The 24299-nt window shown below is 62.6% G+C and carries 26 protein-coding genes; 11 read left to right on the top strand and 15 right to left on the bottom strand.

Features of this window, described 5'->3' with window-relative positions; genetic code table 11:
• Positions 1-73: 73 nt before the first annotated feature.
• The 13 genes from csrA to ACERK3_11940 all read right to left on the bottom strand — a co-directional run bounded on the left by csrA (position 74) and on the right by ACERK3_11940 (position 12127).
• Positions 74-358 (bottom strand): carbon storage regulator CsrA, encoded by a 285-nt coding sequence (gene csrA, locus ACERK3_12000; GenBank protein ID MFA9479008.1) that lies wholly within the window; start codon positions 356-358, stop codon positions 74-76.
• A 151-nt stretch (positions 359-509) separates the two neighbouring features.
• Positions 510-956, bottom strand: a complete 447-nt coding sequence (fliW, locus tag ACERK3_11995; GenBank protein ID MFA9479007.1) for a flagellar assembly protein FliW — start codon at positions 954-956, stop codon at positions 510-512.
• Positions 957-1097: 141 nt separating this feature from the next.
• A complete protein-coding gene (locus tag ACERK3_11990; GenBank protein ID MFA9479006.1) occupies positions 1098-3029 on the bottom strand; it encodes a flagellin in 1932 nt (643 codons plus the stop codon).
• 23 nt (positions 3030-3052) lie between these two features.
• Positions 3053-4756 (bottom strand): flagellar hook-associated protein FlgK, encoded by a 1704-nt coding sequence (gene flgK, locus ACERK3_11985; protein ID MFA9479005.1) that lies wholly within the window; start codon positions 4754-4756, stop codon positions 3053-3055.
• Positions 4757-4799: 43 nt separating this feature from the next.
• The gene (locus ACERK3_11980; protein ID MFA9479004.1) at positions 4800-5327 is read right to left on the bottom strand and encodes a flagellar protein FlgN; all 528 of its coding nucleotides are present in this window, start codon (positions 5325-5327) and stop codon (positions 4800-4802) included.
• 7 nt (positions 5328-5334) lie between these two features.
• Positions 5335-5814, bottom strand: a complete 480-nt coding sequence (locus tag ACERK3_11975; protein MFA9479003.1) for a hypothetical protein — start codon at positions 5812-5814, stop codon at positions 5335-5337.
• Between the two features lie 3 nt (positions 5815-5817).
• Positions 5818-6915, bottom strand: coding sequence for a flagellar basal body P-ring protein FlgI (locus ACERK3_11970; protein ID MFA9479002.1), 1098 nt, complete (start codon positions 6913-6915; stop codon positions 5818-5820).
• A gap of 60 nt (positions 6916-6975) precedes the next feature.
• Positions 6976-7740 (bottom strand): flagellar basal body L-ring protein FlgH, encoded by a 765-nt coding sequence (locus tag ACERK3_11965; GenBank protein ID MFA9479001.1) that lies wholly within the window; start codon positions 7738-7740, stop codon positions 6976-6978.
• A 31-nt stretch (positions 7741-7771) separates the two neighbouring features.
• A complete protein-coding gene (flgA, locus tag ACERK3_11960; GenBank protein ID MFA9479000.1) occupies positions 7772-8857 on the bottom strand; it encodes a flagellar basal body P-ring formation chaperone FlgA in 1086 nt (361 codons plus the stop codon).
• 21 nt (positions 8858-8878) lie between these two features.
• Positions 8879-9685, bottom strand: coding sequence for a flagellar basal-body rod protein FlgG (gene flgG, locus ACERK3_11955; protein MFA9478999.1), 807 nt, complete (start codon positions 9683-9685; stop codon positions 8879-8881).
• A 39-nt stretch (positions 9686-9724) separates the two neighbouring features.
• Positions 9725-10504 (bottom strand): flagellar hook-basal body protein, encoded by a 780-nt coding sequence (locus tag ACERK3_11950; protein ID MFA9478998.1) that lies wholly within the window; start codon positions 10502-10504, stop codon positions 9725-9727.
• Positions 10501-10791, bottom strand: a complete 291-nt coding sequence (locus ACERK3_11945) for a hypothetical protein (protein MFA9478997.1) — start codon at positions 10789-10791, stop codon at positions 10501-10503. The genes ACERK3_11950 and ACERK3_11945 overlap by 4 nt, the downstream gene beginning before the upstream one ends.
• A gap of 214 nt (positions 10792-11005) precedes the next feature.
• Entirely contained in the window at positions 11006-12127 is a 1122-nt protein-coding gene (locus tag ACERK3_11940) for a M20/M25/M40 family metallo-hydrolase (protein MFA9478996.1), read from the bottom strand.
• Between the two features lie 83 nt (positions 12128-12210).
• Between ACERK3_11940 and ACERK3_11935 the strand changes: the two genes are divergently transcribed.
• The 4 genes from ACERK3_11935 to ACERK3_11920 all read left to right on the top strand — a co-directional run bounded on the left by ACERK3_11935 (position 12211) and on the right by ACERK3_11920 (position 16344).
• Positions 12211-13056, top strand: coding sequence for an ABC transporter ATP-binding protein (locus ACERK3_11935; protein ID MFA9478995.1), 846 nt, complete (start codon positions 12211-12213; stop codon positions 13054-13056).
• 115 nt (positions 13057-13171) lie between these two features.
• A complete protein-coding gene (gltX, locus tag ACERK3_11930) occupies positions 13172-14839 on the top strand; it encodes a glutamate--tRNA ligase (GenBank protein MFA9478994.1) in 1668 nt (555 codons plus the stop codon).
• 81 nt (positions 14840-14920) lie between these two features.
• Positions 14921-15331, top strand: a complete 411-nt coding sequence (locus ACERK3_11925) for an EVE domain-containing protein (protein MFA9478993.1) — start codon at positions 14921-14923, stop codon at positions 15329-15331.
• Between the two features lie 104 nt (positions 15332-15435).
• Complete coding sequence (locus ACERK3_11920; protein MFA9478992.1) at positions 15436-16344, top strand: PfkB family carbohydrate kinase; 909 nt, start codon at positions 15436-15438, stop codon at positions 16342-16344.
• Between the two features lie 62 nt (positions 16345-16406).
• On the opposite strand, the gene glmM is transcribed toward ACERK3_11920, so the two are convergent.
• A complete protein-coding gene (gene glmM / locus ACERK3_11915) occupies positions 16407-17783 on the bottom strand; it encodes a phosphoglucosamine mutase (GenBank protein MFA9478991.1) in 1377 nt (458 codons plus the stop codon).
• Between the two features lie 171 nt (positions 17784-17954).
• On the opposite strand from glmM, the gene ACERK3_11910 reads away from it, so the two are divergent.
• The 3 genes from ACERK3_11910 to ACERK3_11900 are packed head-to-tail and all read left to right on the top strand — an operon-like array spanning position 17955 to position 20544.
• Complete coding sequence (locus ACERK3_11910) at positions 17955-19334, top strand: HD-GYP domain-containing protein (protein MFA9478990.1); 1380 nt, start codon at positions 17955-17957, stop codon at positions 19332-19334.
• A gap of 35 nt (positions 19335-19369) precedes the next feature.
• Positions 19370-19627 carry a Trm112 family protein gene (locus tag ACERK3_11905; protein ID MFA9478989.1) on the top strand — a complete coding sequence of 86 codons (258 nt, stop codon included), beginning with the start codon at positions 19370-19372 and terminating at the stop codon, positions 19625-19627.
• Entirely contained in the window at positions 19624-20544 is a 921-nt protein-coding gene (locus ACERK3_11900; GenBank protein MFA9478988.1) for a metallophosphoesterase, read from the top strand. Before ACERK3_11905 ends, ACERK3_11900 begins: the two co-directional genes overlap by 4 nt.
• Here ACERK3_11900 and ACERK3_11895 read toward each other — a convergent pair.
• Positions 20513-21184, bottom strand: a complete 672-nt coding sequence (locus ACERK3_11895) for a DUF502 domain-containing protein (GenBank protein ID MFA9478987.1) — start codon at positions 21182-21184, stop codon at positions 20513-20515. The genes ACERK3_11900 and ACERK3_11895 overlap by 32 nt on opposite strands.
• Before the next feature lie 327 nt (positions 21185-21511).
• Here ACERK3_11895 and atpG point away from each other — a divergent pair, with 327 nt between their 5' ends.
• The 4 genes from atpG (at position 21512) to atpB (ending at position 24274) form a co-directional block, all read left to right on the top strand.
• Positions 21512-22420 (top strand): ATP synthase F1 subunit gamma, encoded by a 909-nt coding sequence (gene atpG / locus ACERK3_11890; GenBank protein MFA9478986.1) that lies wholly within the window; start codon positions 21512-21514, stop codon positions 22418-22420.
• A gap of 149 nt (positions 22421-22569) precedes the next feature.
• Positions 22570-22824 carry an AtpZ/AtpI family protein gene (locus tag ACERK3_11885; GenBank protein ID MFA9478985.1) on the top strand — a complete coding sequence of 85 codons (255 nt, stop codon included), beginning with the start codon at positions 22570-22572 and terminating at the stop codon, positions 22822-22824.
• The gene (locus tag ACERK3_11880; GenBank protein MFA9478984.1) at positions 22821-23309 is read left to right on the top strand and encodes a hypothetical protein; all 489 of its coding nucleotides are present in this window, start codon (positions 22821-22823) and stop codon (positions 23307-23309) included. The genes ACERK3_11885 and ACERK3_11880 overlap by 4 nt, the downstream gene beginning before the upstream one ends.
• Positions 23303-24274 carry a F0F1 ATP synthase subunit A gene (atpB, locus tag ACERK3_11875; GenBank protein ID MFA9478983.1) on the top strand — a complete coding sequence of 324 codons (972 nt, stop codon included), beginning with the start codon at positions 23303-23305 and terminating at the stop codon, positions 24272-24274. Before ACERK3_11880 ends, atpB begins: the two co-directional genes overlap by 7 nt.
• Positions 24275-24299: the final 25 nt, after the last annotated feature.

Here is a 24299-nt window from a genome sequence, read left to right as displayed (position 1 = left end):
GTAATCCATGCTCATTGCCGGCTCAGACTCCTTCAGGCCGGCGATACGACGATGCGGCTCATGCCGCCAGGGTTTATGGGTTCACCGATCGACGGTGGGCGCCGTTGGTCTCGCCCGGCCTTCGTCGGTGGTTGTCTTGTAGCTGCCGATCCATATCACGCAGGTCTTCCACCTGCACGCGAGCGGCGTCGGCATTTTCACGTCGGATCGCTTCATACACCTCTTTGCGGTGCACCTGGATCGCCCGCGGAGCGGTGATGCCCAGTCGCACCTTGTCACCTCGAATGTCGACGATGGTGATTTCCACCTCGTCGCCAATCATGATTGTTTCGTCCCGTTGACGGGATAGCACCAGCATGATGCTCGGCTCCTTCCTTGGGCCTTGCTTCCGACACATCCGTGCGTCGGGTTTCGTTCATGGGTTTCTGGCTCCTGGTTTCTCGTTTCTGGTTAAGCCGACAAAGGCCCAACCAGAAACCCGAAACCAGCAACCAGAAACCTCTTCCTGTTCACGCACTCGCCGCACGCACCTTGCCCGCCAGTTCCATCAGCGGGACGCGTGTCGTGAATCGGCGGTCGGAGAGGACAAGCTGCTCGCCGAGGCGCTGGTGCACGCTCACGACCAACGGGCCTTGCAGGTTGCCGGTCAACATGCCGTCTCGCTTGTTGACGATGACGAACACCTGCACCTCGTCCGGCGAGCCGGCACCGAGATCATCCAGTTGCGGCTCACGCACCGGCACGCGGTACGTCGGCACGAACAGGCTCGGGTCCGTCACGACGAACGCCAGCTCGGGCGACTGCGTTGACTGCAGCCACCAGAAGTAGCTTTCGTCGCCGGCTTCCAGAAGCACGTAGTCCGTGTACCCGGGGAAGCCGAGCAATCCCTTGGTAAAACGGATCGTGCGGGCTTCGTCCACTTCAACACTGCCGAACCGCGAAGTTTCAATTCGCATGGCTATTCGATCCTTCCCAGCCATCCATCCTGGTGACACACCCGCCAGATCCATCTGACGGGGCCCGGCATCCTGCCGGACTTCCAAGGGCGGTGGGGTCGGGCTGGCCTTGACCTCACCGCCGCGCAAGCATTGCGCCTTCTAGCGCAAGAAATCCAATAGACTCATCTGCATGGATTGCGCACCGATCTGCAGCGACGCCTGCCATTGATGCTGCAATTGCGCGTATTTGGTGATGACTTCCGTCATATCCGTTTCCTGCAGGTTGCTGAGCATCGTCTGCTCAGAAAGTTTGCGATCTTTCGACCGACTCTGGTCCTGTTCGACCCTTTTTGCCTCGACGCCGACGTGTGCTCGCACTTGTGTCAGGCGGTCAAGATCTTCTTCTACTCTCTCTCCAGCAAGTGAGATGCCAGAGTCACTGTTTTTCTCCAAACCATTTCGCAAATCGATCAAATTCGTAAAAATGCTGTCAACGCGCACCTGCGCCTGGTCGCCGCTGTCGATCGTTTCGCCCGCAGCGACACTTTGCTCAATGCCAAGATGCTTCGCGGCCTGGCTTTGGTTGATGCCCGCAATGCTGAAGTTGTCCGTGCCGCCGGTGTTGTCCTGAAACACGATGCCGTTGCCCTGCCCGGCGAAGCCGACACTGAACTGACCACCCGCGCCCGCGACGTCGGCCGCGGCTTCGATGCGAGCGATCATCTCCCCGACCTGCGTCACGCCATCAAGGTTCACGTCAAAGCTCGTGCCATCGCTGAGCGTGAAGCGCAGGTCATTTTCGCCTTTGACCGTTTCCACACCCTGGCCGTTGCGGAAGTCGCTGAGGCTGGTGTTGCTGCCGAGCGTGGTCAGGCCGAGATCGCTGGCGGTCGTGCCGCCGTTCTCGCCGATCGACAGCGAAATGCCGCTGACCTCGCTGACCAAGTCCATCCCCGTGCCCGCGTTGTTGATCTCCAGGCGAAGGCCGAGATCAAGGTCCGCGATCACGTTCTTAAGATCTTCAACCGTCTGGGCGTTGGAAAAGTCGGCGACCTTGGTCTGCTCGCCGTGCGTGATCTGCAACCCGCCAGCCCAGTCGATGCCCGCACCAAGCTCGGCCAACGATGTGCGATTGCTCAACATCCGGTTGACGCTGGGGCCGACGTTGTCGTTCGTATCGAGGCGGATGCCCAGGTCGCCCGCCGTTTTCCCGCCGCCGATGTCTTCGATCACGATGTCATTGCCGCCGTTAACATCAAGTTCGAAACCATCGCCTGCGATGTTCAGCGAGCCTGCTCCGGCGTCGAGCTGATTGATAGCGTTGTTGATGCGCTTCGTGACATCGCCAAGCGTGTCGATGTTTTTCAGGTCAACATCCACGCTCTGACCGTTGACACTGACGCGAACCGTGCCGGTACGCACGCCCTGGTTGGTTGCGCCGGCGACATCCTTGACGCGCGTGCCCGCCGAGGCCTGCGGCTGAAGGTCGATCATCGACTGCACGCGCGACGAGAGCGCCCCGAATGCGTCCACACCGTTGCTGTTGAACGGCTGCGCGTATGTGCTGCCGGTGTCGGCGTTGAGGTTCTTCTGCGTGCCGGTGTAGCGGATGCCGCCGAGAAACTCTTCAAACACGGGCTTGCCGCCGCCGGCCGTACCGCCAAACAGCGGAATGTTCTGATACTTCTGGTTAGCAAGGTCGACCATCGCCTTGATCTGCGAATCAACCACAAGGGCCTGGGCCTTTCGGCTTTCAGCGCTCGACTCCATGCCGATCTCACCCATCGCGCCGGTCTTGGCGTCCAGCAGCAGCGTGTTCACCTCGCGTAACGTGGCGTCGGTCATGTCGAGCATGCCCAGCGCGTGGTCGAGGTTCTGTTCGTACTGACCGCGCGCGGCGAGTTGCTGGGTGAGGTGGAGGATAGCGGGGGCTTTGGCGGCGCCGTCGGACGGTCGGCCGTACTTCTGGTTGGTCGCGATCTGGCGTTCCGCGTCGAGCATCTGCGACTGGGTCTGCCGCAAAACTGACAGCACCTGGTTGGAGTGCATCTGTGTGCTGGTGCGGAACATGCTCGGAGGGATGCTGGACATCGTTTTGCTCGGGAGACCGGGGGTTACACCATGGCTAAGAGGGTTCGCATCATTTCATCGACGACACTTAGGAAGCGGGCGCTGGCCTGGTAGCTGCTCTGGTAGCGCATGAGGTCGATGGCTTCCTCATCGATGTTGACGCCGGAGATCGACTGTTGGCGGGTTTGGAGGTTTTCACGCACCGTCTGGTCGGAAGCGAGTTTATTGCGGGCGTTCGACGCCTGGCTTGCGAGTTGCTCGACGTGACGGTTCCAGTATTCGGTGAGGCTGTTGCCGCCGAGCGCGTCGACGCCCTGCTTGCGCAGGTCGGCGATGGCGAGCGCGTTGCTGTTGTCGCCCGCTTCGTGGTTCTGTCCGACCGCGAGCAGGCCGGGCGATTGGCGGATGGTCGGGTTGACGCCGATGTCGCGGGCCTTGCTGCCGGTGAAAAACGTGTTGATGCCCAGCGAGGCAAGCACGCCGGAGCTGTCGTCGCTGAAGCTGAGCTGGAAGTCGCCGGTGTCAGTGGCAATGCGCAGTCGGCCGTCGTTGGTGATCGAAGCGTTGACGTTGGCGACGTCGTTGATCTGGCTGACCAGGTCGTTGAAGGTGATGTCGTCGCCGTCTATGCCGTCGAGATCGAGGTCGATGGTGTGGGAGGTGGTCTGCCCGGTGGATTTTTGTGTGAGGTGCAGTTGGAACGAACCGTGGCCGGGCGGGTAGGCGAGGCCGGCCGCTTCGCTGTTAAGCACCGCGTCAGGGTCTTTGACCTTCGTCGTACCGGTCACTTCATCGAACAGCGACGTGCCCTGCCCCTGACTGTGAATGTGGTTGACTTGCCCGATGAGCTGATGGGCAAACGTATCCAGCGTGTTGATCGCCTCGGCGAGCACGCCGTCGCGGAACGCGAGCATGCCGCCAAGCTGGCCGCTGCGCAGGTCGAGCGCGCTGCCGTCTGCTTTGACGCGAAGCTGCGTGACGGGCTCGCCGTCGATGGTGCGCTCGTGCAGTTCGACGCCTCGGCTCTTCCCGTCGATCACGATCGGCAGGGAACCGACGAACACGTCGACCTTGCCGTTGCCATGTTCAACGGTGGAAATGTCGAGGTGCTGGGCCAGTTCACTCAGCGCCATGTCGCGCTGGTCGCGAAGGTCGTTCGCTCCACCCTGGCCGGCCTCGGCTTGCGAGATACGACTGTTCAGCTGCTCGATCTTGCCAAGCAGTTCGTTGATGTGCTCAGCCGAAGCGCCGGCCGTCTTGTCGATCTGCGTGCGCATCGCGACCAGATCCTGATGCTGGCCTTCGATAAGACGGATCAGCCCCTCGGCTTCCTCGGTCACCAGCGCGCGAAGGCCGGTGTCCTGCGGATTGTTCGCCAGGTTGCTCCACGCGTTGAAAAACGCGCCGAGCTGGCCAGACAGCGCCCCGTTGTCATATTCACCTTGAATCGCTTCGAGCTGCGCGAACAGGTCGACTTGAATACCCGACTTCGACTCGTCTGCCGTTGCACCGCGAAGTCGGCTTTCCAACGCTTCGTTGATCTGACGGGTGATGGCCTGAAGCTGTACACCCTGCCCGACGAACGTGCCCTGGTCGATCCGCTGCGAGCCGGCGGGCTGGAGCGCAACTGATTGACGGCGATAGCCCGGCGTCGCCGCGTTGGTGAGGTTGTGACCCACCGTTTGCAGCGCCGTCTGCGAGTTCAGCAGACCGGATCGACCGATGTTGAGGGCGTTGCCAAGGCTCATGGTTTCGCGGGCTTGAGGCTTAGGGCCTCAGGCTGAGCTCCTGTCAGGCGGTGATGTTGATCGTCCGGATGGCGGTCTGTTGCGTGGGTTGATGGCCGGCCTGGCTGTAAGTGGTCTGTCCGTTGGCCATCATCACAACGGACTGGACCAGGCCTTGCACGTGGTTCATCAGTGTTTCGCTGGCGCGACGGACGACGGAGACCGAGTCTCGAACTTGCTGCATGCGCTCGCGCAACTGCTGACGAAGCACGAGCAATCGCCCGCGCTCCGGCTCGGGCAGACGGTCCGCCAGTTCACCCAAGCGAAACGGAGCGTTGGCCTTTGGATCGAGTATCAACGTAATTCGACCGACGAGCGTGAAGCGCTGCTTCTCTAACTCGGTGATTCGGCCAACCTTTTCCTTTTCCAACGCTGCGACCTGAGCAAGTGCGTCGGCATCGTTCTGCCTAAGCGCATCACGCTTGCGCGAGAGCAAGGTCAGCATCGCCTCGTGAGCGGCGACCATCTGCTGCAACGTCGCTTCGAGAGTGTTGATGTCCTGCGTCGGGATGTCGAGGGTGGTCTGGTTCATCGTGTGATCAGCCTTGGAGGTTCAACTGCTGTCCGAGTGCGTCAGGCGACGGACCGCCGCGTTTGGTCATGTACTGTTCGACAGCGTCGACGAGCGGGAAGTTGCCGCTCTGGACGAACTTGTCCGCCAGGTGGGTGTCAAGCTGCTGGCCGAAGGCGTCCTCCGCGAAGCCGCCGTGCATCAGGTCGGATCGCAACGACTCGCTGCGCACCTGCTGAAGAAACGGCAACACAAACGCACTGGCGACAAGCTGCTCGGCCGCTTCGCGAAGTTGCTCAGCCTCGCGCTGTTCGCGTGTGGCGGCTTCGTCGAGTTCGTACGTTTCGTCGAGACGATCGTCGAGCTTCGCGCCGAGTGCGGCTGCGAAGGCAGCGGCGGGCGCGAAAAGCTCGTCGCGCGACGCGTCGACGTCGTTGTTCATCCGGCCCTTCGCTTCGCTCAGGGCTCGGCTTTGCGTGTGCGTGATGTTGAGGGATTCAAAGTTCATGGTTCACTCCACGATCAGTTGGGCGTGCAGCTTGCCGGACTCATGCATCAGACGAAGGATGGCGATGCGGTCCTCGGCGGGCACTTTCAACTGATTGAAGGCGTTGAGCAGGTCGGCGAGCTTGGCGCCGGCACGGTTTTCGGGATCGAATGCGATGAAGTTTTCTTCAGTGACTTCCGGTTCGAACTGCGGCTGACCGGGCGGCGGCGTGACGGTGGTGATGGTCAAACCTTTATGCGAGATGATCACGGGCGAGACCTGCACGTCGCCGGATATGACGATCGTGCCGGTGCGCTCGTTGATGACCACGCGGGCGCCGGTGCTGACCTGGCTGGGGTCCATGTAGGTGGTAAGGATCTGGCTGATGAAAGCCGCGGGGTCGTCACGTTCGTAGGGCGGGACCTGAACGACAACGTTTCGCTGATCGACAGCGCGGGCGACGTTCGGGCCGTCGGGCGCGATCAGGCCGTTGATCAGTGACGCAAGGTTGTTGGCGACCGGCCATGATGCGTTGGCATCGTTGAGCACGAGGGTAAGCCGACCCCGCTCGTCGAAGTAGCGGGCCATAATGTCGCGGGTGAGCTGTGCACCGTTTTTAACGACGCCAACCGTCGGCGTATTGCGATCTTCGACAGTAACCGCACCTTGCGCGAACGCGAAGACGGGCGAGCCGGGCATCGGGCCGGTCATAGGAATGAGAAACAGTCGACCGCCGCGAAGGCTTCGCGCCGGGCCCACGGAAGCCACATGCACATCGACACGGTCGCCTTCGCGTACGCCTGCGCCGGAGAGGTCAGCAGTGAGTGCGACCAATGCGACGTTGCGTGCATCCTGCAATTCGGAAGCGACCACGTTGGGGTCGATCAACTGGCCGATGACTTCCGCCAGCGGCCGCATGGCGGGCAGGAACTTGCCGCCATCGCCCGTGCCGTCGAGGCCGATGACCAGGCCCATGCCGACGAGCGTGTTCTTCTCCGCACCCTTGAGGCGGACGATGTCCTGTACCTGCACGGCGTGAGCGGGAAGAGCGAAGACGATCAGTGCGATCAGGCCAACGATCCATCGTGGGCTGAAGCGGGTTGTCGAAGCGTGGTCGAACATCCTGTTCGGTCCTTTGCGTAATGCCCAGGGATAACCATCCCTGGGCTTTATTCCATCGAGTCAGAAGTTGAAAATGGTGTCCAGAATGCGTGTGAAGATGCCCTTGCGGCTGGTACGGCGAAGCTCACCTTCATGCTGTTTGCTCAGGCGAAGGTCGTGCAGTTGGCTGGAGAGCACGGTGTTGTCGGTGGTCACGTCGTCGACGCGGGCAGTCCCGGTGAGGACCATGTCGAGCACTTCGCCGTCGGACTCGATGTACTTGCGTGCTTCGAGCACGAGCGTGCCGTTGGGCTTGACGTCAACGACGCGTGCGGTGATGCGGCCGGTGATCGAGTCGCGGCGGCGATAGTCGCCTTCGCCTTCAAAATTGCTGTTGAAGCCGATGCCCAGCCGCGGGTTGCCCTGTTCCATGCTGGAGGGGGCGAGTTGGAAGTTAAGCAGATCGCGAACGCTGAGACGGGGGAAGTCGGTGATTTCGCCGCCGTAGTTGGAGCGTTTTTCCGTGTCGAGCGACTGGTTGAAACTGGTGTCGGTCGATTCGCGGATGATGATGGTGATCAGGTCGTGCATGGCGAAGCTGCGCGGCTCGGGGATACGCACGGCCGAGTAGCTGGCGTTGGCGATCGCGGGCGAGAGGCGGGTGGCCTGGCGTCGCTCGCGAAGCGTGCCGTTCTGCACGGAATATTGTTCGCCTTGCGCCTGCGGGCTCGGGTCACGATGGCGGTCGGACGGCTGAGCGAACAGCGATGAGCTTTGCCCGATCGCCGGCAGCGCGACGGCGAGGGTGAGCAGTATGGCGAGCGTGGTGGGCATGATGCGTTGCATAGTCAAACTCCTGAATCAATCGAGCCTGCGTTCAGTTGTTGTCTTCGTCGCTGATCAGCACTTCGCGGCGGCCGGTGACGGTGGCGAAGAACGATTCGCGTGAGCCTTCGTTGCGGATCTGGATCACTTCGCCCTCAGCGCCTTCTTCGGTCGCTCGGCCGACGGTGCGGACCATCAGACCGCCGACCAACGCGCGAACGGTGACCAGTTCGCCGCGTCGCACGAGCACGGGCGAACGAACGTGTTCGGGATAGACGACCGCACCCTCGCGCAGCACGGCGGCGGCGCGCTGGCCTTCGACCAGACGACGATCATCAAGCGGTTGGCCGCGGTCGGTAGAGACGTAGACCTCACGAACGCGCACCGAGCCGTCGACAAACGCGTCGCCGCGGCCGATGGTGTATTGCGCGACCAGCGCAAGCATGCGACGTTCGACGTTGACGCTGAGGTTGAACTCTTCAACGGGCGTGTCGCCGCGATACTGCCGCACGGCGACGGGCACGCGGCCGACGCCGGTACTCGAGTTGGACTCAAGCTCGAAGCGATATGTGATCGCGCTGCGGTTGAGGTAGTCGGCATCGCGATCCCGGAAGTCGATACGCAACTCGTCACGGCTGGCGCCGGTGAGGTGTTCGAGCAACTCGATGATCTGAGCCGCGAGGGTCATGCTGGTGTCGAGATTGATCTCGTCTTCAACATTGGACGCCACGGCCGACGCATCGTTGCGCGGCTCGCGATCGCCGGGGCTCGGTCGGTCGGCCGATTTGCGTACCAGGCAGTCGGCATGGCCGCGCAGTGACACGAGGCCCCAGTGCACATCATGTTCTTCAAGCGCCAGACGCACATCAGCAAGGCGAAGCGTTATTTCTGAACGTTCGCCGAAGCTGGCGATGACGGTATCGCCCAACGCCTCAGCCCGGTCGCCGGTCAGCTCGGCGACGTCCGCGAGGCGGATATCGCTGCCGGCGACGGTGGCGGCGCGCTGGAGACGAATGGCGTCGGCAAAGGCGGGAGCGGCAACCAGCAGTGTGACGATCAAGGTGATTGCGTGCGGATAGCCGATTCGCTGATTAGCGGGCCTGGGCCGGTTCGAGTTGTGAGCGTGATCATGCATCATGGTTCAGCTATTCGTGGTGAATTAGAAGCGGCGGAGGTTGCTCACGACCTGCAGGGCTTCGTCCGCGGCCTGGATCGACTGGCTGTTGAGTTCAAAGGCTCGCTGGGTCTTGATCAGCTCAACGAGTTCGGTCACCGGGTTGACGTTCGAGCCTTCGAGGAAGCCCTGGATGATCGTGCCGAACTGTCCTTCGCCGGGCTGGCCGTTGATCGGCGGGCCGGAGGCGGCCGTTTCGGCGTAGAGGTTGCCGCCGATGGCTTTGAGGCCGGCGGGGTTGACGAAGGCAGCGAGCTCAATTTCGCCGACTTCGACGGGGTCGACCTGGCCGGGCACTTGGGCGAAGACCGTGCCGTCGTTGGTGACCTGTACGCGGAGGGTTTGATCGGGCACGTTGATGGGCGGTTCGATGCGCGGGCCGTCGGTGTTGCCGAGGACGACATCGCCTTCGGCGTTGACGAAGAAGTTGCCTGCGCGGGTGTAGCCGATGCCGCCCTGGTCTTCGAGGATGTTGACCTGGAAGAATCCGTTGCCTTCGAGTGCGAAGTCGAGCTGCCGACCGGTTTCGACGAAGTCGCCCTGCTCGAAGTTGATCTGCGTGCCGGAGACGCGTGTGCCCAGGCCGACGTACGTGCCGGTAGGTCGCTGGTCGCCGTTGGCGTTTTCGACGCCGGGTTGGGCTTTTTCCTGATAGATGAGATCTTCAAAGTTGACGCGTGAACCTTTGAAGCCGGTGGTGTTGATGTTGGCGAGGTTGTTGGCGATCACATCCAGCCCGGTGGAGAGGGCGGAAAGGCCGGTGGACGCGGAGTGTAGGGCGGTGATGGCCATATCAGTTGGGTTTCTGGTTTATGGTTTTGGGATTCTGGTTTATGCCACTCGGCCGAGGGTGTTGACGGCTTTGTCCATGAGCATGTCGTGGTAGCGGATCATTTCGCCGTTGCCGGAGACTGCTTTGGTGGCGGCGATCATCTGCATGAGCGCTTTGATCGGGTCGACGCCGGAGGCTTCGATGAAGCCGGATTGCAAGGCCGGGTTGGCGGCGAGCTGGCGTGCGTCGGCGTCTTTGAAGACAAAGCGGTTGCCGCCGCGCTTGACCAGTTGGTCGGTGTCGTCGACCTGGGCGACCTGAATGCGGGCGATTTCGCCGCCGGCCTGGAGCACACGGCCCTCGGTGTCGATTTCCACCATGGCTTCGCCGGGCACGACGATGGGCTGATCGTTGACATCGAGCACGCGATGGCCGGTCGCGGTGACGAGTTCGCTATGGCCGTTGCGGGTGAATCGGCCGTCGCGGGTGAGCTGGTTTTCGACCGCACCGGTGCGGGGGTTCTGCACCTCGACGGCGAAAAACTGGCCTCGCTCGGTCAGTGCCACGTCGAGCGGGTTGCCGGTCTGCTGAAGCTTGGCGGGTGAGAAGTCGATGCGTTGCGGGCCGACGAGCGTACCGCCACCGAGCTTTTCGAGCAGACGTTGCGAGACATCGCCGCCGAACTGGTTCTCAACGGCTTGGGGATCGCGCTGGCGGATGGACGGCATGTCGGGCTTGAAAGCCGCGGTCTGCGCGTTCGCCAGGTTGTTGGCAAAGACGTCCTGGCGGTACATATTCGTCAGGACGCCCGATGCGGATAGGTAGAGGCCGTAGTTCACCGTTCCACCTCCCTGCGGAACGACCCGGCGTCGCCTGATGCGTCACGAGCGCCGGTACGAACAACGAACTCCGAGCTTCGTCCCTGAAGCTCCCGCACATGGTCGAGGTTTCGGCCGAGCTGGGCGGCGTCGCTGGCGGTCTCCGTAGCGAGGTCGGCTTCGACCTGATGCGTCGCAGCAGCGAGCTTCGCCAGCCGAACCAACTCCGTGCCGAGATCGTGCTCCCCGTGGGCACGCATCAGCGCCAGCCAGCTCGTTCGATTTGATTTTCGCGTCGGTCCATCCATGGTCCGTCCCTTTCCGCAGCGCTCCATCGCCGCTCCAAGACAAACGCAACGGGGATGCCACGCGAGGAACGCCACCGGCACGTTTACCGCAAGATTCTGTTTAGAATGATGTTACAACTCAGAAGTTGAGCCAGAAATGCCAGTCCGCACCGCCGACGCGCCACCTTGCGCGGCGCAACGTTTGCCGCTGTCGCGCATGAACTGCGCTTCGCGGTCAGCCCTCGGCCAATATCGCGCGGCGCTCGTCGAACAACGCGTCCAGCCGTCGACGGAGCGTCGGCGAACGCGATGGGTCGTCCAACTGCGAGCCAACCGCGATCAGCAAACGGACCAGCGCGTGATAGTCCGCCAGGCTGATCACCTCCGCGTCGATCTTGCCCGTGCGCTCGTTCATGTTGTGGTAGTTGCCCAGCGGCAGGCAGACGCAGGTCGCGATGTAGCCAAGCGACTGGTAGGCGGACGCTTCGCACGTGCCGCCGGGCATGAGCTTGCGCTGCCACTTGAATTGCTTGTCATCACTCGCCAGTTGCTCTGCCAGCTTGCCCACGCGGTAGGTCAGATCAGGGTCGAACGTGCTCGTGCGGTCGCCCACGCGGACGATCGGGCCATCGGCAATGGGCGAATCATCAAAGCTCTTTGAGTTCTCCAACGCTACGATGCGCGAGCGTTTGGGCATGATACGGCTACGACAGGCCGCCATCGCCCCAATGAAGCCGACCTCCTCCGCACGCGTCAACAACACACGCACATCGCCGACCGACGTCTGCTTAAGCAACTGCTCGAAGGCGGCAATGGCGGCGGCGACGCCCGCGAGGTCGTCGCATGCGGGGGCATGCAGGCGGTCGCCGACGACTTTGGCGGGCGCGATGGCCCAGGTGATCACGTCGCCGGGCTCGACCACGGTCGGTTCGTCGAAGCGGATGGTGGCGCGTTTGTCGCGGGCATCGTCGCCCTGATGCAATATGGCCACGCGGCCGGGGCGGGGCGGCTCGTCGTGGCGATGCAACGTGACCGCTGTGCCTTTGAAGTAGTTGGCGTGCACGCCGCCGCGGAACTCGGCCGAGGCGTCCCGGCCGTCGCTCGCCGCGTCGACGACGAACGCCGGGTGGTCCATGTGGGCTGCGAAGATGATCGGCCGATCGGAACGCGGCCCGCTGGCTCGCATGAGCAGCAGGTTGCCGAAGCGGTCGCGACGCAGCTTCACCGTCGCGGCGTGACGCATCGCCCACGCCTCGATCCACGCAATCACCCGCGACTCCCGGCCGGCGGCGGTGGGCAGACTCGTCAATTCCGTCAGATAGCGCTCGTGCGTGCGTTTCATAGCGGTAGCATACATGCGCCAACCTCCACAAATGCCGCGAAGCCCACGGTGTCACCCCGTGGGCCTCTGCCGCGCAATCCTCTACCATACTTCTCACAATGCCAATCGACACTGACAACCTCGCCATCGACGCCCGCGACGTTCGCGTTGTCCGCCATGGCACGGTCATCCTCGACCAGCTCACCGCCCAGGTTCCGCGCGGCACGTGCACGGCCATCCTCGGCCCCAACGGTTGCGGCAAAACCACCTTCGCCCGCACATTGCTCGGCCAGGCCTTCCTCACCAGCGGCAGCATCCGCGTGCTCGGCGAAACGCTCGGCCAGACCGATGTTCGCAAGCTTCGCCAGCGAATCGGCATCGTCAATCCCACCACAGACGCGGGCGGTTACCACACCGCCGGCGCTGTTGTCGACGCCGACCTGACCACCACCGAAGCCGTGCTCACCGGCTACTTCGCCACCGTCGGCCTCTACGACCGCCCCACCGCCGACCAACGCGACCACGCCTCCCATCTGCTCGAACAGGTTGGCCTGGCCCATCGTCTCGACCACCGCTTCGGCACGCTCTCCACCGGTGAGCAGCGCCGCGCCCTGATCGCCCGCGCGCTCGTGCACCTGCCGGAGTTGCTCATTCTTGACGAGCCGACCGCCGGGCTGGACATTCCCGGCCGGGAGCGCGTACTCGCCACCGTCGAGCAGTTGCTCACAGCGCCCAACGCCCCGGCTGTGCTGATGATCACGCACCATGTCGAAGAGCTGTCGCCGCGGACGCAGCAGGTCCTGCTCATGCGTGACGGCCGATTCCTCGCCGGCGGTCGGCCGAAGGACATCATCACGCCCGAAAGCCTCACGGAAACGTTCGGCTGCAAGGTCTACGTCCGACGAATCCACGGCCGATACTGGCTCGAAGTCCTCCCCGAAGCGTGGCTGGACTTGATCCGCTGAAAGGCGGATCAAGTCAGTTTCGAGTTCCGTGTTTCGAGTTTCGAGTTTTGCGGTACGGTCATGCATGACAACTCGAAACTCGGAACTCGAAACTGGAAACTCATACAATCCCCCCATGACCAGCAAACCGATCCTCACTCGTTTCGCTCCCAGTCCCACTGGCTCGCTACATGTCGGCGGCGCTCGCACGGCCCTGTTCTGCTGGGCCTACGCACGTCGATATGGCGGTCAGTTCCTGTTGCGCATTGAGGACACCGACCAGGCACGCTCCACCGAAGCGTCCACGGCCGGCATCCTGCGCGACCTCAAATGGCTCGGCCTCGACTGGGACCAGGGCCCCGAACTCGACGCCGCGGGCCACGTCACCGAAAAAGGCGACCGCGGCCCCTACTTCCAGAGCAAACGCCTCGACCTTTATCAACAACACCTCGACCGCCTGCTCAGCGAAGGCAAGGCGTACAAGTGTTTCAAAACCACCGAGCAGCTCGACGCCGAGCGGCAGGCGGCACGCAAGGAAAAGCGGGCGTACAAGTATGACTCGACTGAGGCATTGTCGTTGACCGCCGAGCAGATCGCGGCGTATGAGGCCGAGGGTCGGCCGTACGTCATCCGCTTCCGCATGCCCGGCGAAGACCTCGTCGTCAACGACCTCGTGCTCGGCGAAGTCCGCTTCCCGATCGAGCAGCAGGACGATTTTGTCATCCGCAAAGCAGACGGCTACCCGACCTTTCACCTTGCCGTGGTGGTGGACGACCACGAGATGCAGGTGTCACACGTCATCCGCGGGCAGGAGCATCTGAACAACACAGCGAAGCACGTGGCGTTGCAGGACGCACTGGGCTTCGATCGGCCCAACTACGCACACATCCCGCTGATCTTCAACGCCGACGGGTCGAAGATGTCCAAGCGCGATAAGGCGAAGGTGGCGCGAGCCGAGGCCAAAGCCCAAGGATTGCCATCCCTGGGCGTTATCGACGACGATCGCTTCCAGGCGTTCATGAATAAGAAAAACGACGACATCGACATCGCGGCCGCGATCGCGGAAAAGCTCGGGCTGACATTGCCCGAAATCGATGTCGACGACTTTCGTCGCAGCGGCTATCTGCCGGAGGTGCTCAACAACTATCTCGCGCTGCTCGGCTGGTCGCCGGGCGATAATGTCGAGCGGTTCGGTGATGACCCGTTGGGCTTCATCCGCGAGAAGTTCAGCCTCGAACGTGTGGGCAAGTCGAACGCTCGCTTCGACCGCGAGAAGCTGTTCCGCTTCAATGCCGAGGCGATCGTGACGATGGACCCCCGGGCGTTTCGACAGCAGGTTTATGCCGTGAACGACGTGTTGCATGAGCACTTTGAAGGGCCGGACGATCCGAAGTTTGCCATGTTCTGCAACGCTTACCAGGAGCGGTCGCGCACGCTGGTTGAGCCGATGGAGAACGCCATGTTCTTCTTCGTGGCCAACGATGCGGTCGCGTATGACGAGAAGGCGGTGCAGAAGGTGTTGCACAAGAACGACGGCGACGGGTTGAAGGTGCTCGAAGAACTCAAAGCGAAGTTTGAGCAGATACCGCATGAGGGCTGGTCTGCCGAGCCGTTGCACGAGTTGGTCAAGCAGCACGCTGAGGAGACCGGCCGGGGCATGGGCAAGGTGGCGCAACCGATCCGCGTCGCGGTGAGCGGCAACACGATCAGCCCGCCGATCGACCAGACACTGGTGATATTGGGCAAGGACGCGGTGCTGCGACGCATCGAGCGATGCGTACGCGAATGCGCCGCGAAGGCATGAGACATGGTCTGCCCCACGCCACTCCGGGGCACGCACGTATTGGCGCGAGGGCTGAACGCGATAACGGAAAGGGCTGCACCCATGAAATACTGGCTCGTTAAATCGGAGCCCGACGTCTGGTCGTGGGACGATCAGTGCAAGGCGAAAAACCAGACCACGCACTGGGACGGCGTCCGCAATGCGCAGGCGTCGAACAACCTCAAGGCGATGAGCAAAGGCGATCGCTGCCTGTTCTATCACTCGAACAAGGAGCGGGCGGTGGTGGGCATCGTGGAGGTGGTAAAAGAGTTCTACCCCGACCCCGGCGACGAGTCGGGGCGGTTCGGGATGGTGGATGTGAAAGCGGTCGAGCCGCTGAAGAACCCGGTGACGCTGAAGCAGATCAAGGCCGAGCCCGCTTTTGAGCAGCTGGCACTGGTCCGGCAGCCGCGGCTGTCGGTGATGCCGGTGGACGCGAAATCGTTCAAGCAGATAATCCGGATGAGCGGATGAATTTCATGTATAATGTCGAATTGTGGAATCGCGGATGTGCGTGTTGCCGAATGGATGCGTGCGTTCGATTTGGGACTTAAAACATTCGACATACGACATTTACCATGAGCTTGATTGTTACCGGCAGCATTGGCATTGACTCCATCGAAGCCCCCACCGGCAAGGCCGACGAGGTTCTGGGCGGCTCGAGTATCTACTTCGCGGCGGCGGCGAGCTTCTTCGGACCCGTTCGGCTGGTCGGAGCGGTGGGTGAGGATTTCCCCGAGAAATTCCTCGCGACCTTCCGTCACTTCGACATTGACCTGGCGGGCCTGGAGACGCGCATCGGCAGCAAGACCTTCCGCTGGCACGGCCGATACCACGAGAACATGAACGACCGCGACACGATCAACGTCGAACTCAACGTCCTCGCGGAAGACCTGCCGCCCGTGCCGGACAACTACCGCGACAGCAAGTACATTTTTCTGGCCAACACGCACCCGGATGCGCAGATGGCGTTGCTCGAACAGTTCCCCGACCATGAGCTCGCCGTCGCCGACACGATGGACCTGTGGATTGAGAACGAGCGTGAGTCGCTGGTCAAACTGCTGAGCAAGATCGACGGCCTTGTGCTCAACGACTCCGAAGCCTTCCAGCTCACCGAGAAGACCAACCTCGTCCAAGCCGCGGAGGAAATTCTCGCGCACGGCCCGACGTTTGTCGTCATCAAGAAGGGCGAGCACGGCGCCTTCCTCATGCACAAGGAAGGCATCGGCGCATTGCCGGCGTACGCGGCTCGTGACGTGGTCGACCCCACGGGTGCGGGCGACAGCTTCGCCGGCGGCATGATGGGCTATCTCGCCGCGGCGAATGACCACTCGATCGACAGCCTGCGCAAAGCGATCGCTTACGGCACGGTGGTCGCCAGCTACAACATTGAGTCGTTCAGCCTTGAGCGGCTGATGAAGATCGACCGCAACCTGATCGACAAGCGTCTCAAGCAGTTCAGCGATATGCTCGTCATCGGGCCGTGAGCGATTGAGATTTGTGAATAAAACCACCGAAGCCCACGACGTCACGTCGTGGGCTTCGTTCGTTAGAGCCCCAACGCCTCGCGTGTCTGCGCGAGCAGGGCCTGGGCCGTGTCGTCATCACGAGCCTCGGCGATCAGGCGGAGGATCGGCTCGGTGTTGCTCGGGCGGACGTGCACCCAACGGTCGGCCCAGTCGAGGCGGACGCCATCCTGGTCGTCCACCTGCGCGTCGGCAAAGGCGCCGCGCAGCGTTGGGCCAAGCTTTTTCACCAATTCAGGGTCGACGGGCACCTTGTCTTTAAGGATCGCGTAGCTGGGCGTTTCCGCGACGATCTCACTCAACGGTTTCTGCCGTTTGGCGAGCATCTCCAACACGAGTGCAATGCCTACGAGGCTGTCGCGCACGTAGCTGACCTTGGGCAGGATGATGCCGCCGTTGCCTTCGCCGCCGATGCTGGCCTGATATTGCTGCATACCCGCCGCGACGTTCGCTTCGCCGACCGGTGTCCGCACGACCCGGCCGTCGACTGCGGCGGCGACGTCGTCGAGCATACGGCTGGTCGACAGGTTCGCCGCTGCGACCTGACCTGCCTTGAGCACATGCCGGGCACACAAGGCGAGGGTGTACTCTTCGCCAATATAGCGCCCCTGCTCGTCGACGATCGCCAGGCGGTCCGCGTCCGGGTCCTGCGCAAAGCCGACCGCTGCGCCGTGGGTGGGCACGAGTTCGCATAACTCGGTCAGATGCTCCGCGGTGGGCTCGGGTGGGTGTGGAAATCGGCCGGTCGGGTCGGCGTACTTGTGCACGCAGGCGACGCCGAGCGCTTCGAGCATCGCCGCGGTCTCCATGCCGCCGGCACCATGTACGCCGTCGACGACGACCTTGAGCTTTGCGTTGCGGATCGCACTCGCGTCGATGTGCGGAAGGATGGCGTCCCGATGTACGCGCGGCGTGTCGTCGTTGTAAGCGACGGGTTGCAGGCTTTCGACGTCAACGTAATCGATGCGATCATCGTGAAAGCGATCGATGATCTGTTTTGCCTGATCGGGCGGCGGCGCGACACCGTCGTGTCGGAGCGTTTTGATGCCGTTCCAGATGATAGGGTTGTGGCTGGCGGTGATGACCATGCCGCCGTCCGCACCAAGGTGCTGGGTCATGATGGCGACGCCGGGCGTGGTGGCGACACCGAGGCAGGTGACCCGGCAACCCACGCCGAGCAGGCCTGCGATGGCGGCGTGTTCGCATAGCGGGCCGGACGGCCGCGAGTCGCGGCCGAGGACGACGTGCGGCGGCCGATCGGCGACCTGTTCGCGAAGCCAGCTTCCGACAGCGGCAGCGTAGCGGGCGATCATCGTCGGCGTCAGCGACTGGCCGACGATGCCGCGTGCGCCGCTGACGCTGAGCATGAGCGGGGCTGCGGAGGCGGTGGGTGATGTCATGTCTGAAGCTCCGATAAGGTGTGCCGCGAGCCGTTCATCGACCGTGGCGGGCAGGGCCGCTTAAGTGGCTCTGTCGTCGAACCGATGGATGGATCAGTCGTCTCTCTTTGCGCCCGTCCGACTCTCGGGACACGTACCACGGCACCGAGTTGTAAAGCGATCGAGCTGTTGATGCAACGTCTGAAGGTCAATCAGATCGAACCGGGGCAGATCTTTTCACAGAGCTTGTTTCTGCCTTCGGGCCAGAAGCTGCTGAGCGATGGCGTGAAGGTGACTGAGCGTCACGTGAAGGCGATTCGGCAATGTGGAGCGCGCGAGCTGCTGCTGGCGGACAGCGTGGTGGAACTGGTGGCCGCGGGCGTGGTTCAGCGGGCCGACCGTTCACGCCTGGTGGTGGGCCAAACCGCCGAGTCAGAATTGCTGACACAATCCGGGCAGGTGCTGCTGGGCGCGGGCGAACAGCTCGAACAGCATCATCTCGACGCGTTGGATGCCAGCGGTGAAGCCTACGAAGGCGGCAAGCGATCGGGCAATGGCACGCGTGAGCGCATTCTCATGGCCGACGCATTGCTGGAGGAACTCGAGCAGGTGGCGGCCGAAATCCCGTTGCGGATCAAGCGTGCGAATCAAACTTGGATCAAGCCCACCGAGGCCGACGACTGGCCCGACCCGGACGCGCTGATCACGAAGCGGGATAAGTCGGTTGAAAAACTGCGCACCTTGTTTGCGCGGGTCGAGGCGGGGGTGAGCGTTCCGGTTTCCTGCTTTGACGAGTTGGTCGATGATCTGCTGATCGATCTGGCTCGGCATCCGCAGCGGTTTACGCAGCTCGCACTGCTGTGTCCGCGTCGCGAAAACTATTTGCCTGACCATGCCTACACCGTCTGCACGCTGGCGCTGGCGATCGCAGTGAAACTGCGGTGGTCGCGTGACGACACACGGCAGCTCGGCACGGCAGCACTGCTGGCGGACCTGGGCATGCTGCTCGTGCCCGAACGTATTCGCACCGGGTCGTGCCAACTGACCGACATCGACCGCGCCCGCGTGCATCGACATCCGGTGTTCTCGCTGGCGATGATTCAGGAGGTCGTCGGCGTGCCGGACGCCCTGCGACTCGCGGCGGTGCAGCATCACGAACGCGAGAACGGCTCAGGCTATCCGCGTGGGCGCCGCAAGAACCAGATTTCAGACATCGCGCGCGTGCTGGCTGTGGCTGACACGTTCGCTGCCGGCACGGAGGCGCGCCACTATCGCGAGATGAAGCTGCCCTACGCGGTGATGGAAGAAACGGTGCGCAACGCCTCCTCCGTATTCTTGTGGGCGCCGGCGGTGCGGGGGCTACTGGCGGTGGCGGGGCTGTTTCCGGTGGGCTCGTATATTCGGCTGTCCAACGGCTCACGAGCGCACGTACTGGCGTCGAACGCGAAGATGATCGATCGGCCGCTGGTGCAGTTGCTTGACGAGGAAGGCCTGCCCAAAGGTAAGCCGATCGACCTGGCGACAATACGGCGTGCGGCGCTGTTCGTCGTGCGGCCGGCACCTGCGCCGTGACGTGCGATCTGCGCCACAGTCGCTAAAGTAGGCGTATGAACGCCGACGCTGATTCAACTCCTTCTTCCGCGATCGACCCGGCTTTGCTTGAGATCCTCGTGTGCCCGCTGACACGATCAAAGCTTCGGCTGGAGGGCGACGAACTGGTCGCCGAGCTGCCGACCGGCGCGGGCCTGCGTTACCCGATTCGCAATGGCGTGCCGGTGCTGCTGGCGGAGGAAGCGAAGCTGCCGACGGGCATCGCCGACCTGGCTGCTTTCAAGCAGAAGTACGCGGAGCACATCCCGGCATGAGCCTGTTGACGAAGTCTGATGCATTGATCGACCTCACGCCCGGCCGCACAGCAGGCAACGTGTGGGTGCAGTCGGACCTGCAACTGGGCAAGCCGGAGTTGGCTCGGCAGGTGCTCGCCGAAGCCGTGACAGACATGACAAACCTCGGCGAGCCGATCGACGCGATCTGGTGCCTCGGCGATGCGCTGGTGGGCAAGAACCTCGAAGCACTGGAACAGGTGGCCGAGGCGTGCGTTGAACTGCTTGAGCCCCTGGGCGTGCCGATCTGCTACGTGCTGGGGAATCACGAAATGGACCTCTTCCGCGAGACGGGCGTGCCCCGCTTCCCGCTATACGAGCAGGCGGTCGAACGGCCGCTGTGGCATACGATGGATCGGCTCGACCAGCCGTGGTTCGAGCGCCGCTGTTTCGGCAGCCGCGTCGTCTTCTTCGGCGATCACGCCGACCCCGACGGCGAATGGTGCACCAGTCACCATCAAAAGCGTATCGGCCCCGAGCGGTACCCCTACGGCCCGGAGGTCTGGCGACAACTGCGCGATGAGATCGCCGACGTCCACGAGCCCGTCATCACCGCAGGCCACTATGCCTACCCCGGTGGCCAACGGCCAAGCCCGCTGCTGGCCGACTGCCTCCCCGTGCCCGACACGGTCCGCCTGCACATGTACGGCCACGCCCACATCGGCGACCTCGTCCACAACGGCGAACGGCCCTACCAACGCGACAACCCCATCAAAGGCCAGTCCCTCCGCCAGTACAACATCTCCGCCCTGGAAACCGCCCGCACCGCAGGCAGCCATAGCGTCCTGCTTCGCTTTCAAAATGGCCTGCCCACCCGTCTCGACGTGCGATGCCATCTTGAGCACAAGTGGCTCGAAAGCTTCGAACTTAACGCCCACCCGACCCCGGCCGGTTCGTAACGTTATCCGGGCCAGGCGAAACCGGCGTGCCTGCCGACTCCGTGCCGTTCGACTGATCACTTTTGATGCCCGCGGTCAGGGCGAAGCGCAGCCCGTCCTCGATTGACATATCCACCGGCTCGATCTGTTCGCGCGGCAGGATCACGGTGTAGCCGCCGATCTGATAGCTCATGGGAAAGTAGACCGCCACGGCCCCATCGCCGCCGACGCCCTTGGGCAGATCGCGAAACTGCTCGCGCGTCACCAGCCCCAGTATCTTGAAGTCACTGTTGGGCAGGCGCACGAGGACAACCTGGTTCATCCGCTGGCGATTCATGGTGGAGAAGTAGCCCATGAAATCCTTGATCGCGCCGTAAACGCTCTTGACCACGGGCACCCGCTGCATGCCCTGCTCGGTGTAGTCGAGCGTTCGGCGGAACAGGTAGGCATCGATGAGCAGACCGGCCAGCAAAATGACCGCCACCGCCAGTACCAGCCCCATGCCAGGCAGGTAACGCTCTTCCGCAATGATCACGGTGAGCAGCGAACGCATGGTGGTTTCCGCCCACCAGCCTAGCAGCCCGACCAGATAAAGCGTGAGCACGATCGGCAGCAGTGCCACGAGCCCCTTGAGAAAAATCCGCGTCAATATGCGAAGCATGGCATTGTCTCCAATGCAGGTTGAGGTCTGGCAAAGATTTTGGTCTGGCAAAAGGTATGCGAAAAATGATCGTAGGATGGATGGCGCGAAGCGGCGGGCGTTGTGAATGCCATGGTCGAGGGGAAACTGGGGAAGCTTCGCCGATGCATTCCTCAATCAGCGATTAGCAATTAGAAATAACGCCCGCTCCGGCCCTTTACTCGCGGACGCGCTCAGGGCTCGGCTTGGAGAGCCACTCCCCACCCAGAAACGAGAAACCGTAAACCAGGAACCTCCCCCACCCCCTCGAATTGCCCCTGACGAAGCAGGCGTTATGATAACCCGTCTATGGCTGGCAAAGGACGCGAAATCAAGGGCCGGATCAAGGCAGTCGGCAATATTCAGCGCATCACCAAGACGATGCAGATGATTGCGACCGCCCGCTTCCAGGCGATGCAAAAACGGGCCACCTCCGCGCAGGCATACACGCGCAAGATCGCCGAGATCGTCGGCGAACTGAGCAGCAGCCTCGGCAGCGAAGGGAGCGTGGCACACCCGCTGCTCAGCCCCGCCGAGGGCGCGAGCGAGAAGTCGCTGCTGCTGGTAATCACCTCCAGCCGGGGGCTTTGCGGCGCGTACAACGCCAACATGCTCCGTCGATCGACGCAATTTATCCGCGAGCGCGGCATCGAAAACCTCGATATCGAGGCCGTCGGCAAAAAAGCGGTGGGCTTTTTCAAGTTCACCGGCGTGCCGCTGGCCCGGTTCCACAGCCACTTTGGCGAAACGCCGAAGTATGAGGACGTCGACGCCCTGGCGGAGCGGTACATGGACGCGTTCACCGCTGGCGAATACAAGTCGGTGCACGTCGCTTACACCGCCTTCGAGTCGATGAGCCGACAGACGCCGCGCATCATTCGCCTACTTCCGCTGGAAAGCCCCACGGGAGACGAGGGACAGCCGGGGACGGCCGCAACCTCTGGTGGTTCCAGCCGTAACATCGAATACGACTTCTCGCCCGACCCCGAGCAACTGCTGGCTGACCTGCTGCCGATCACGGTCAAGACCACGTTGTTCCAGTGCTTCAACGAAGCGGTGGTCAGCGAGCAGCTCGCCCGCATGGTCGCGATGAAAGCGGCCACCGACGCGGCAGGCAAGATGAAAAAGAGCCTCCAGCGCAGCTTCAACCGTGCCCGCCAGAACGCGATCACCACGGAGCTGACCGAGATCATCGGCGGCACGGCCGCGCTCGAGTAAAAGTCGACCAAGTGGGTTGACCGAGGCGTAAGTGTTTATTGGCGGCCGACTTGCATGTTGCACGGCGTCTGTCACCAGTGTTTGACGCTTGCCGGGCAAGCTCCTAGGCTATCGGTTCTGCCGGTCGTCTCAGCGCGAAAGGCGAGCCGATGCCGCGATCCGAACAGCCGAACCAGTGGCAGATGGCCCACATCGGCCTTGAGTTGGCCGGGGCCGTGGTCGTGCTGGCACTGGCCGGATACTGGGTGGACAGGCAGTTCGCCACGGGGCCCTGGGGCGTGCTCGCGGGCACGGCCATCGGGTTCGTCGGCGGGATGTACCTGTTCATCAAGCAAGCCCTCAAGGCCAACAAGCAGTTTGATACTCGACGTAGCGGCGACAAAAACAACGATACACACAAATGAACGCTGAAACGCCCACCGCACCCGCCTTTCCGGTCGCTCGGAGCATCACCACGATGCTCACGGCGATGGTCGCGTGCGTCGTGTTGGCGGTCGGCGTGCTGATTGCGTTGGGGGCCACGCAGCAGATTGCTCCCGCGCTGGCCGCCGCGGCGGTGGCGATGACCGCTGGGGTGCTCGCTCTTGTGCCGATGCGGATGGCCCGCCGGTCACCGCTGGAAACCGCCATGCTACTCGCCTTGCTGGGTACGGGGATTCGCCTCGTTTTTACCCTGTTGGGCTTGGTTTTTCTGATTTTCGTGTTCAGCTTTGATCGCGCCGCCACCGGGCTCTGGACGCTGGGGTGGTATGCCCTGCTGCTGGCCACGGAAGTGCGACTTTTGGCCCGCTATTTCCAGTCGGTGTCGTCGCCGGACCATCGGCAGGCCTCGCACGAAGCCAACGACCACGACCCGACGCGTAATGCCTTGGAGAAACAACCGTGCTAAGCCCGATGGTAACGCTCATTCTGGCCAGCGACGAGATGATGGACCGCGCCATGGGCCACGTCCTGCCGTACACGCTGTTCGAGATTCCCGGCTTGGGCATCAGCTTCACGAACCATATGTTCATGGTGCTCACCGCCTCCGTGCTTGTGTATGTCGTGTTCGCCTACACCGCCCGGCAAACCCGCACAGGCACGACCAAAAGCCTGGACGATTACACGACGGACGGCAAATTCGCCCAGTTCTTCGAGACCATCTGCCAGTTCATTCGCGACAATGTCGTCAAGCCGCAACTCGGCGGGATGACCGACCGCTACATCCCCTACATCTGGACCGTTTTCTTCTTCATCATGTTCAGCAACCTGCTGGGCATGATTCCGATCGGCTCGATCGTTGGCGGGATCGCCTTCGCCCTCAACGGCATGGGCATTAGTATTCCCCAGTACCACGGCTGGTACGCCCACTGGTGGGGGACAAGCACGGGCAACATCGCCGTCACCAGCGCGCTGGCCAGTGTGTCATTGGTCGCCATCATCGGCATCGGCATTCGCGAACAGGGCACCAAGTATTTCGCCCACTTCGCCCCCGTGCCGTTCAAGCCGATCGGCATGGCCCCGGTCGCCCTGCTGCTGGTGGCGTTGGAAATCATCGGCCTGCTGGTCAAGTGCGGCGTGCTCGCCATGCGTCTGTTCGGCGTCATGGTCGGCGGCCACCTGGTCATCGGCGTCATGCTGGGCATGATCTTCCTCTTCGGCAGCTACATCGTGGGCGTCGGCATGGTCCTGCTGACACTGGGCCTGAGCATTCTCGAACTGTTCATCGCCCTGCTGCAGGCGTTTATTTTCACGTTCCTGACCACCTTGTTCATCGCGGCCGGTGCCGCGCACCACGAGCACGATGAACATCACGACCACGACGACGAACTTGAACATGGCGTTGAGCCCGTCGCTGCGGAAGCACACGCCTGATCACAACAAACTACGCACAGGGCAG

This window comes from Phycisphaerales bacterium AB-hyl4 (assembly GCA_041821185.1).
Lineage (GTDB): Bacteria > Planctomycetota > Phycisphaerae > Phycisphaerales > Phycisphaeraceae > Natronomicrosphaera > Natronomicrosphaera hydrolytica.
The sequence above is the reverse complement of the archived record's forward strand: the minus strand, read 5'-3'. Positions and strand labels throughout refer to the sequence as shown.

What these genes read in the sequence shown, in the direction of transcription:
- csrA (MFA9479008.1), bottom strand. Translation starts at nt 358, where the DNA reads ATGCTGGTGCTATCCCGTCAACGGGACGAAACAATCATGATTGGCGAC.
- fliW (MFA9479007.1), bottom strand. Translation starts at nt 956, where the DNA reads ATGCGAATTGAAACTTCGCGGTTCGGCAGTGTTGAAGTGGACGAAGCC.
- ACERK3_11990 (MFA9479006.1), bottom strand. Translation starts at nt 3,029, where the DNA reads ATGTCCAGCATCCCTCCGAGCATGTTCCGCACCAGCACACAGATGCAC.
- flgK (MFA9479005.1), bottom strand. Translation starts at nt 4,756, where the DNA reads ATGAGCCTTGGCAACGCCCTCAACATCGGTCGATCCGGTCTGCTGAAC.
- ACERK3_11980 (MFA9479004.1), bottom strand. Translation starts at nt 5,327, where the DNA reads ATGAACCAGACCACCCTCGACATCCCGACGCAGGACATCAACACTCTC.
- ACERK3_11975 (MFA9479003.1), bottom strand. Translation starts at nt 5,814, where the DNA reads ATGAACTTTGAATCCCTCAACATCACGCACACGCAAAGCCGAGCCCTG.
- ACERK3_11970 (MFA9479002.1), bottom strand. Translation starts at nt 6,915, where the DNA reads ATGTTCGACCACGCTTCGACAACCCGCTTCAGCCCACGATGGATCGTT.
- ACERK3_11965 (MFA9479001.1), bottom strand. Translation starts at nt 7,740, where the DNA reads ATGCAACGCATCATGCCCACCACGCTCGCCATACTGCTCACCCTCGCC.
- flgA (MFA9479000.1), bottom strand. Translation starts at nt 8,857, where the DNA reads ATGATGCATGATCACGCTCACAACTCGAACCGGCCCAGGCCCGCTAAT.
- flgG (MFA9478999.1), bottom strand. Translation starts at nt 9,685, where the DNA reads ATGGCCATCACCGCCCTACACTCCGCGTCCACCGGCCTTTCCGCCCTC.
- ACERK3_11945 (MFA9478997.1), bottom strand. Translation starts at nt 10,791, where the DNA reads ATGGATGGACCGACGCGAAAATCAAATCGAACGAGCTGGCTGGCGCTG.
- ACERK3_11940 (MFA9478996.1), bottom strand. Translation starts at nt 12,127, where the DNA reads ATGTATGCTACCGCTATGAAACGCACGCACGAGCGCTATCTGACGGAA.
- ACERK3_11935 (MFA9478995.1), top strand. Translation starts at nt 12,211, where the DNA reads ATGCCAATCGACACTGACAACCTCGCCATCGACGCCCGCGACGTTCGC.
- gltX (MFA9478994.1), top strand. Translation starts at nt 13,172, where the DNA reads ATGACCAGCAAACCGATCCTCACTCGTTTCGCTCCCAGTCCCACTGGC.
- ACERK3_11925 (MFA9478993.1), top strand. Translation starts at nt 14,921, where the DNA reads ATGAAATACTGGCTCGTTAAATCGGAGCCCGACGTCTGGTCGTGGGAC.
- ACERK3_11920 (MFA9478992.1), top strand. Translation starts at nt 15,436, where the DNA reads ATGAGCTTGATTGTTACCGGCAGCATTGGCATTGACTCCATCGAAGCC.
- glmM (MFA9478991.1), bottom strand. Translation starts at nt 17,783, where the DNA reads ATGACATCACCCACCGCCTCCGCAGCCCCGCTCATGCTCAGCGTCAGC.
- ACERK3_11910 (MFA9478990.1), top strand. Translation starts at nt 17,955, where the DNA reads ATGCAACGTCTGAAGGTCAATCAGATCGAACCGGGGCAGATCTTTTCA.
- ACERK3_11905 (MFA9478989.1), top strand. Translation starts at nt 19,370, where the DNA reads ATGAACGCCGACGCTGATTCAACTCCTTCTTCCGCGATCGACCCGGCT.
- ACERK3_11900 (MFA9478988.1), top strand. Translation starts at nt 19,624, where the DNA reads ATGAGCCTGTTGACGAAGTCTGATGCATTGATCGACCTCACGCCCGGC.
- ACERK3_11895 (MFA9478987.1), bottom strand. Translation starts at nt 21,184, where the DNA reads ATGCTTCGCATATTGACGCGGATTTTTCTCAAGGGGCTCGTGGCACTG.
- atpG (MFA9478986.1), top strand. Translation starts at nt 21,512, where the DNA reads ATGGCTGGCAAAGGACGCGAAATCAAGGGCCGGATCAAGGCAGTCGGC.
- ACERK3_11885 (MFA9478985.1), top strand. Translation starts at nt 22,570, where the DNA reads ATGCCGCGATCCGAACAGCCGAACCAGTGGCAGATGGCCCACATCGGC.
- ACERK3_11880 (MFA9478984.1), top strand. Translation starts at nt 22,821, where the DNA reads ATGAACGCTGAAACGCCCACCGCACCCGCCTTTCCGGTCGCTCGGAGC.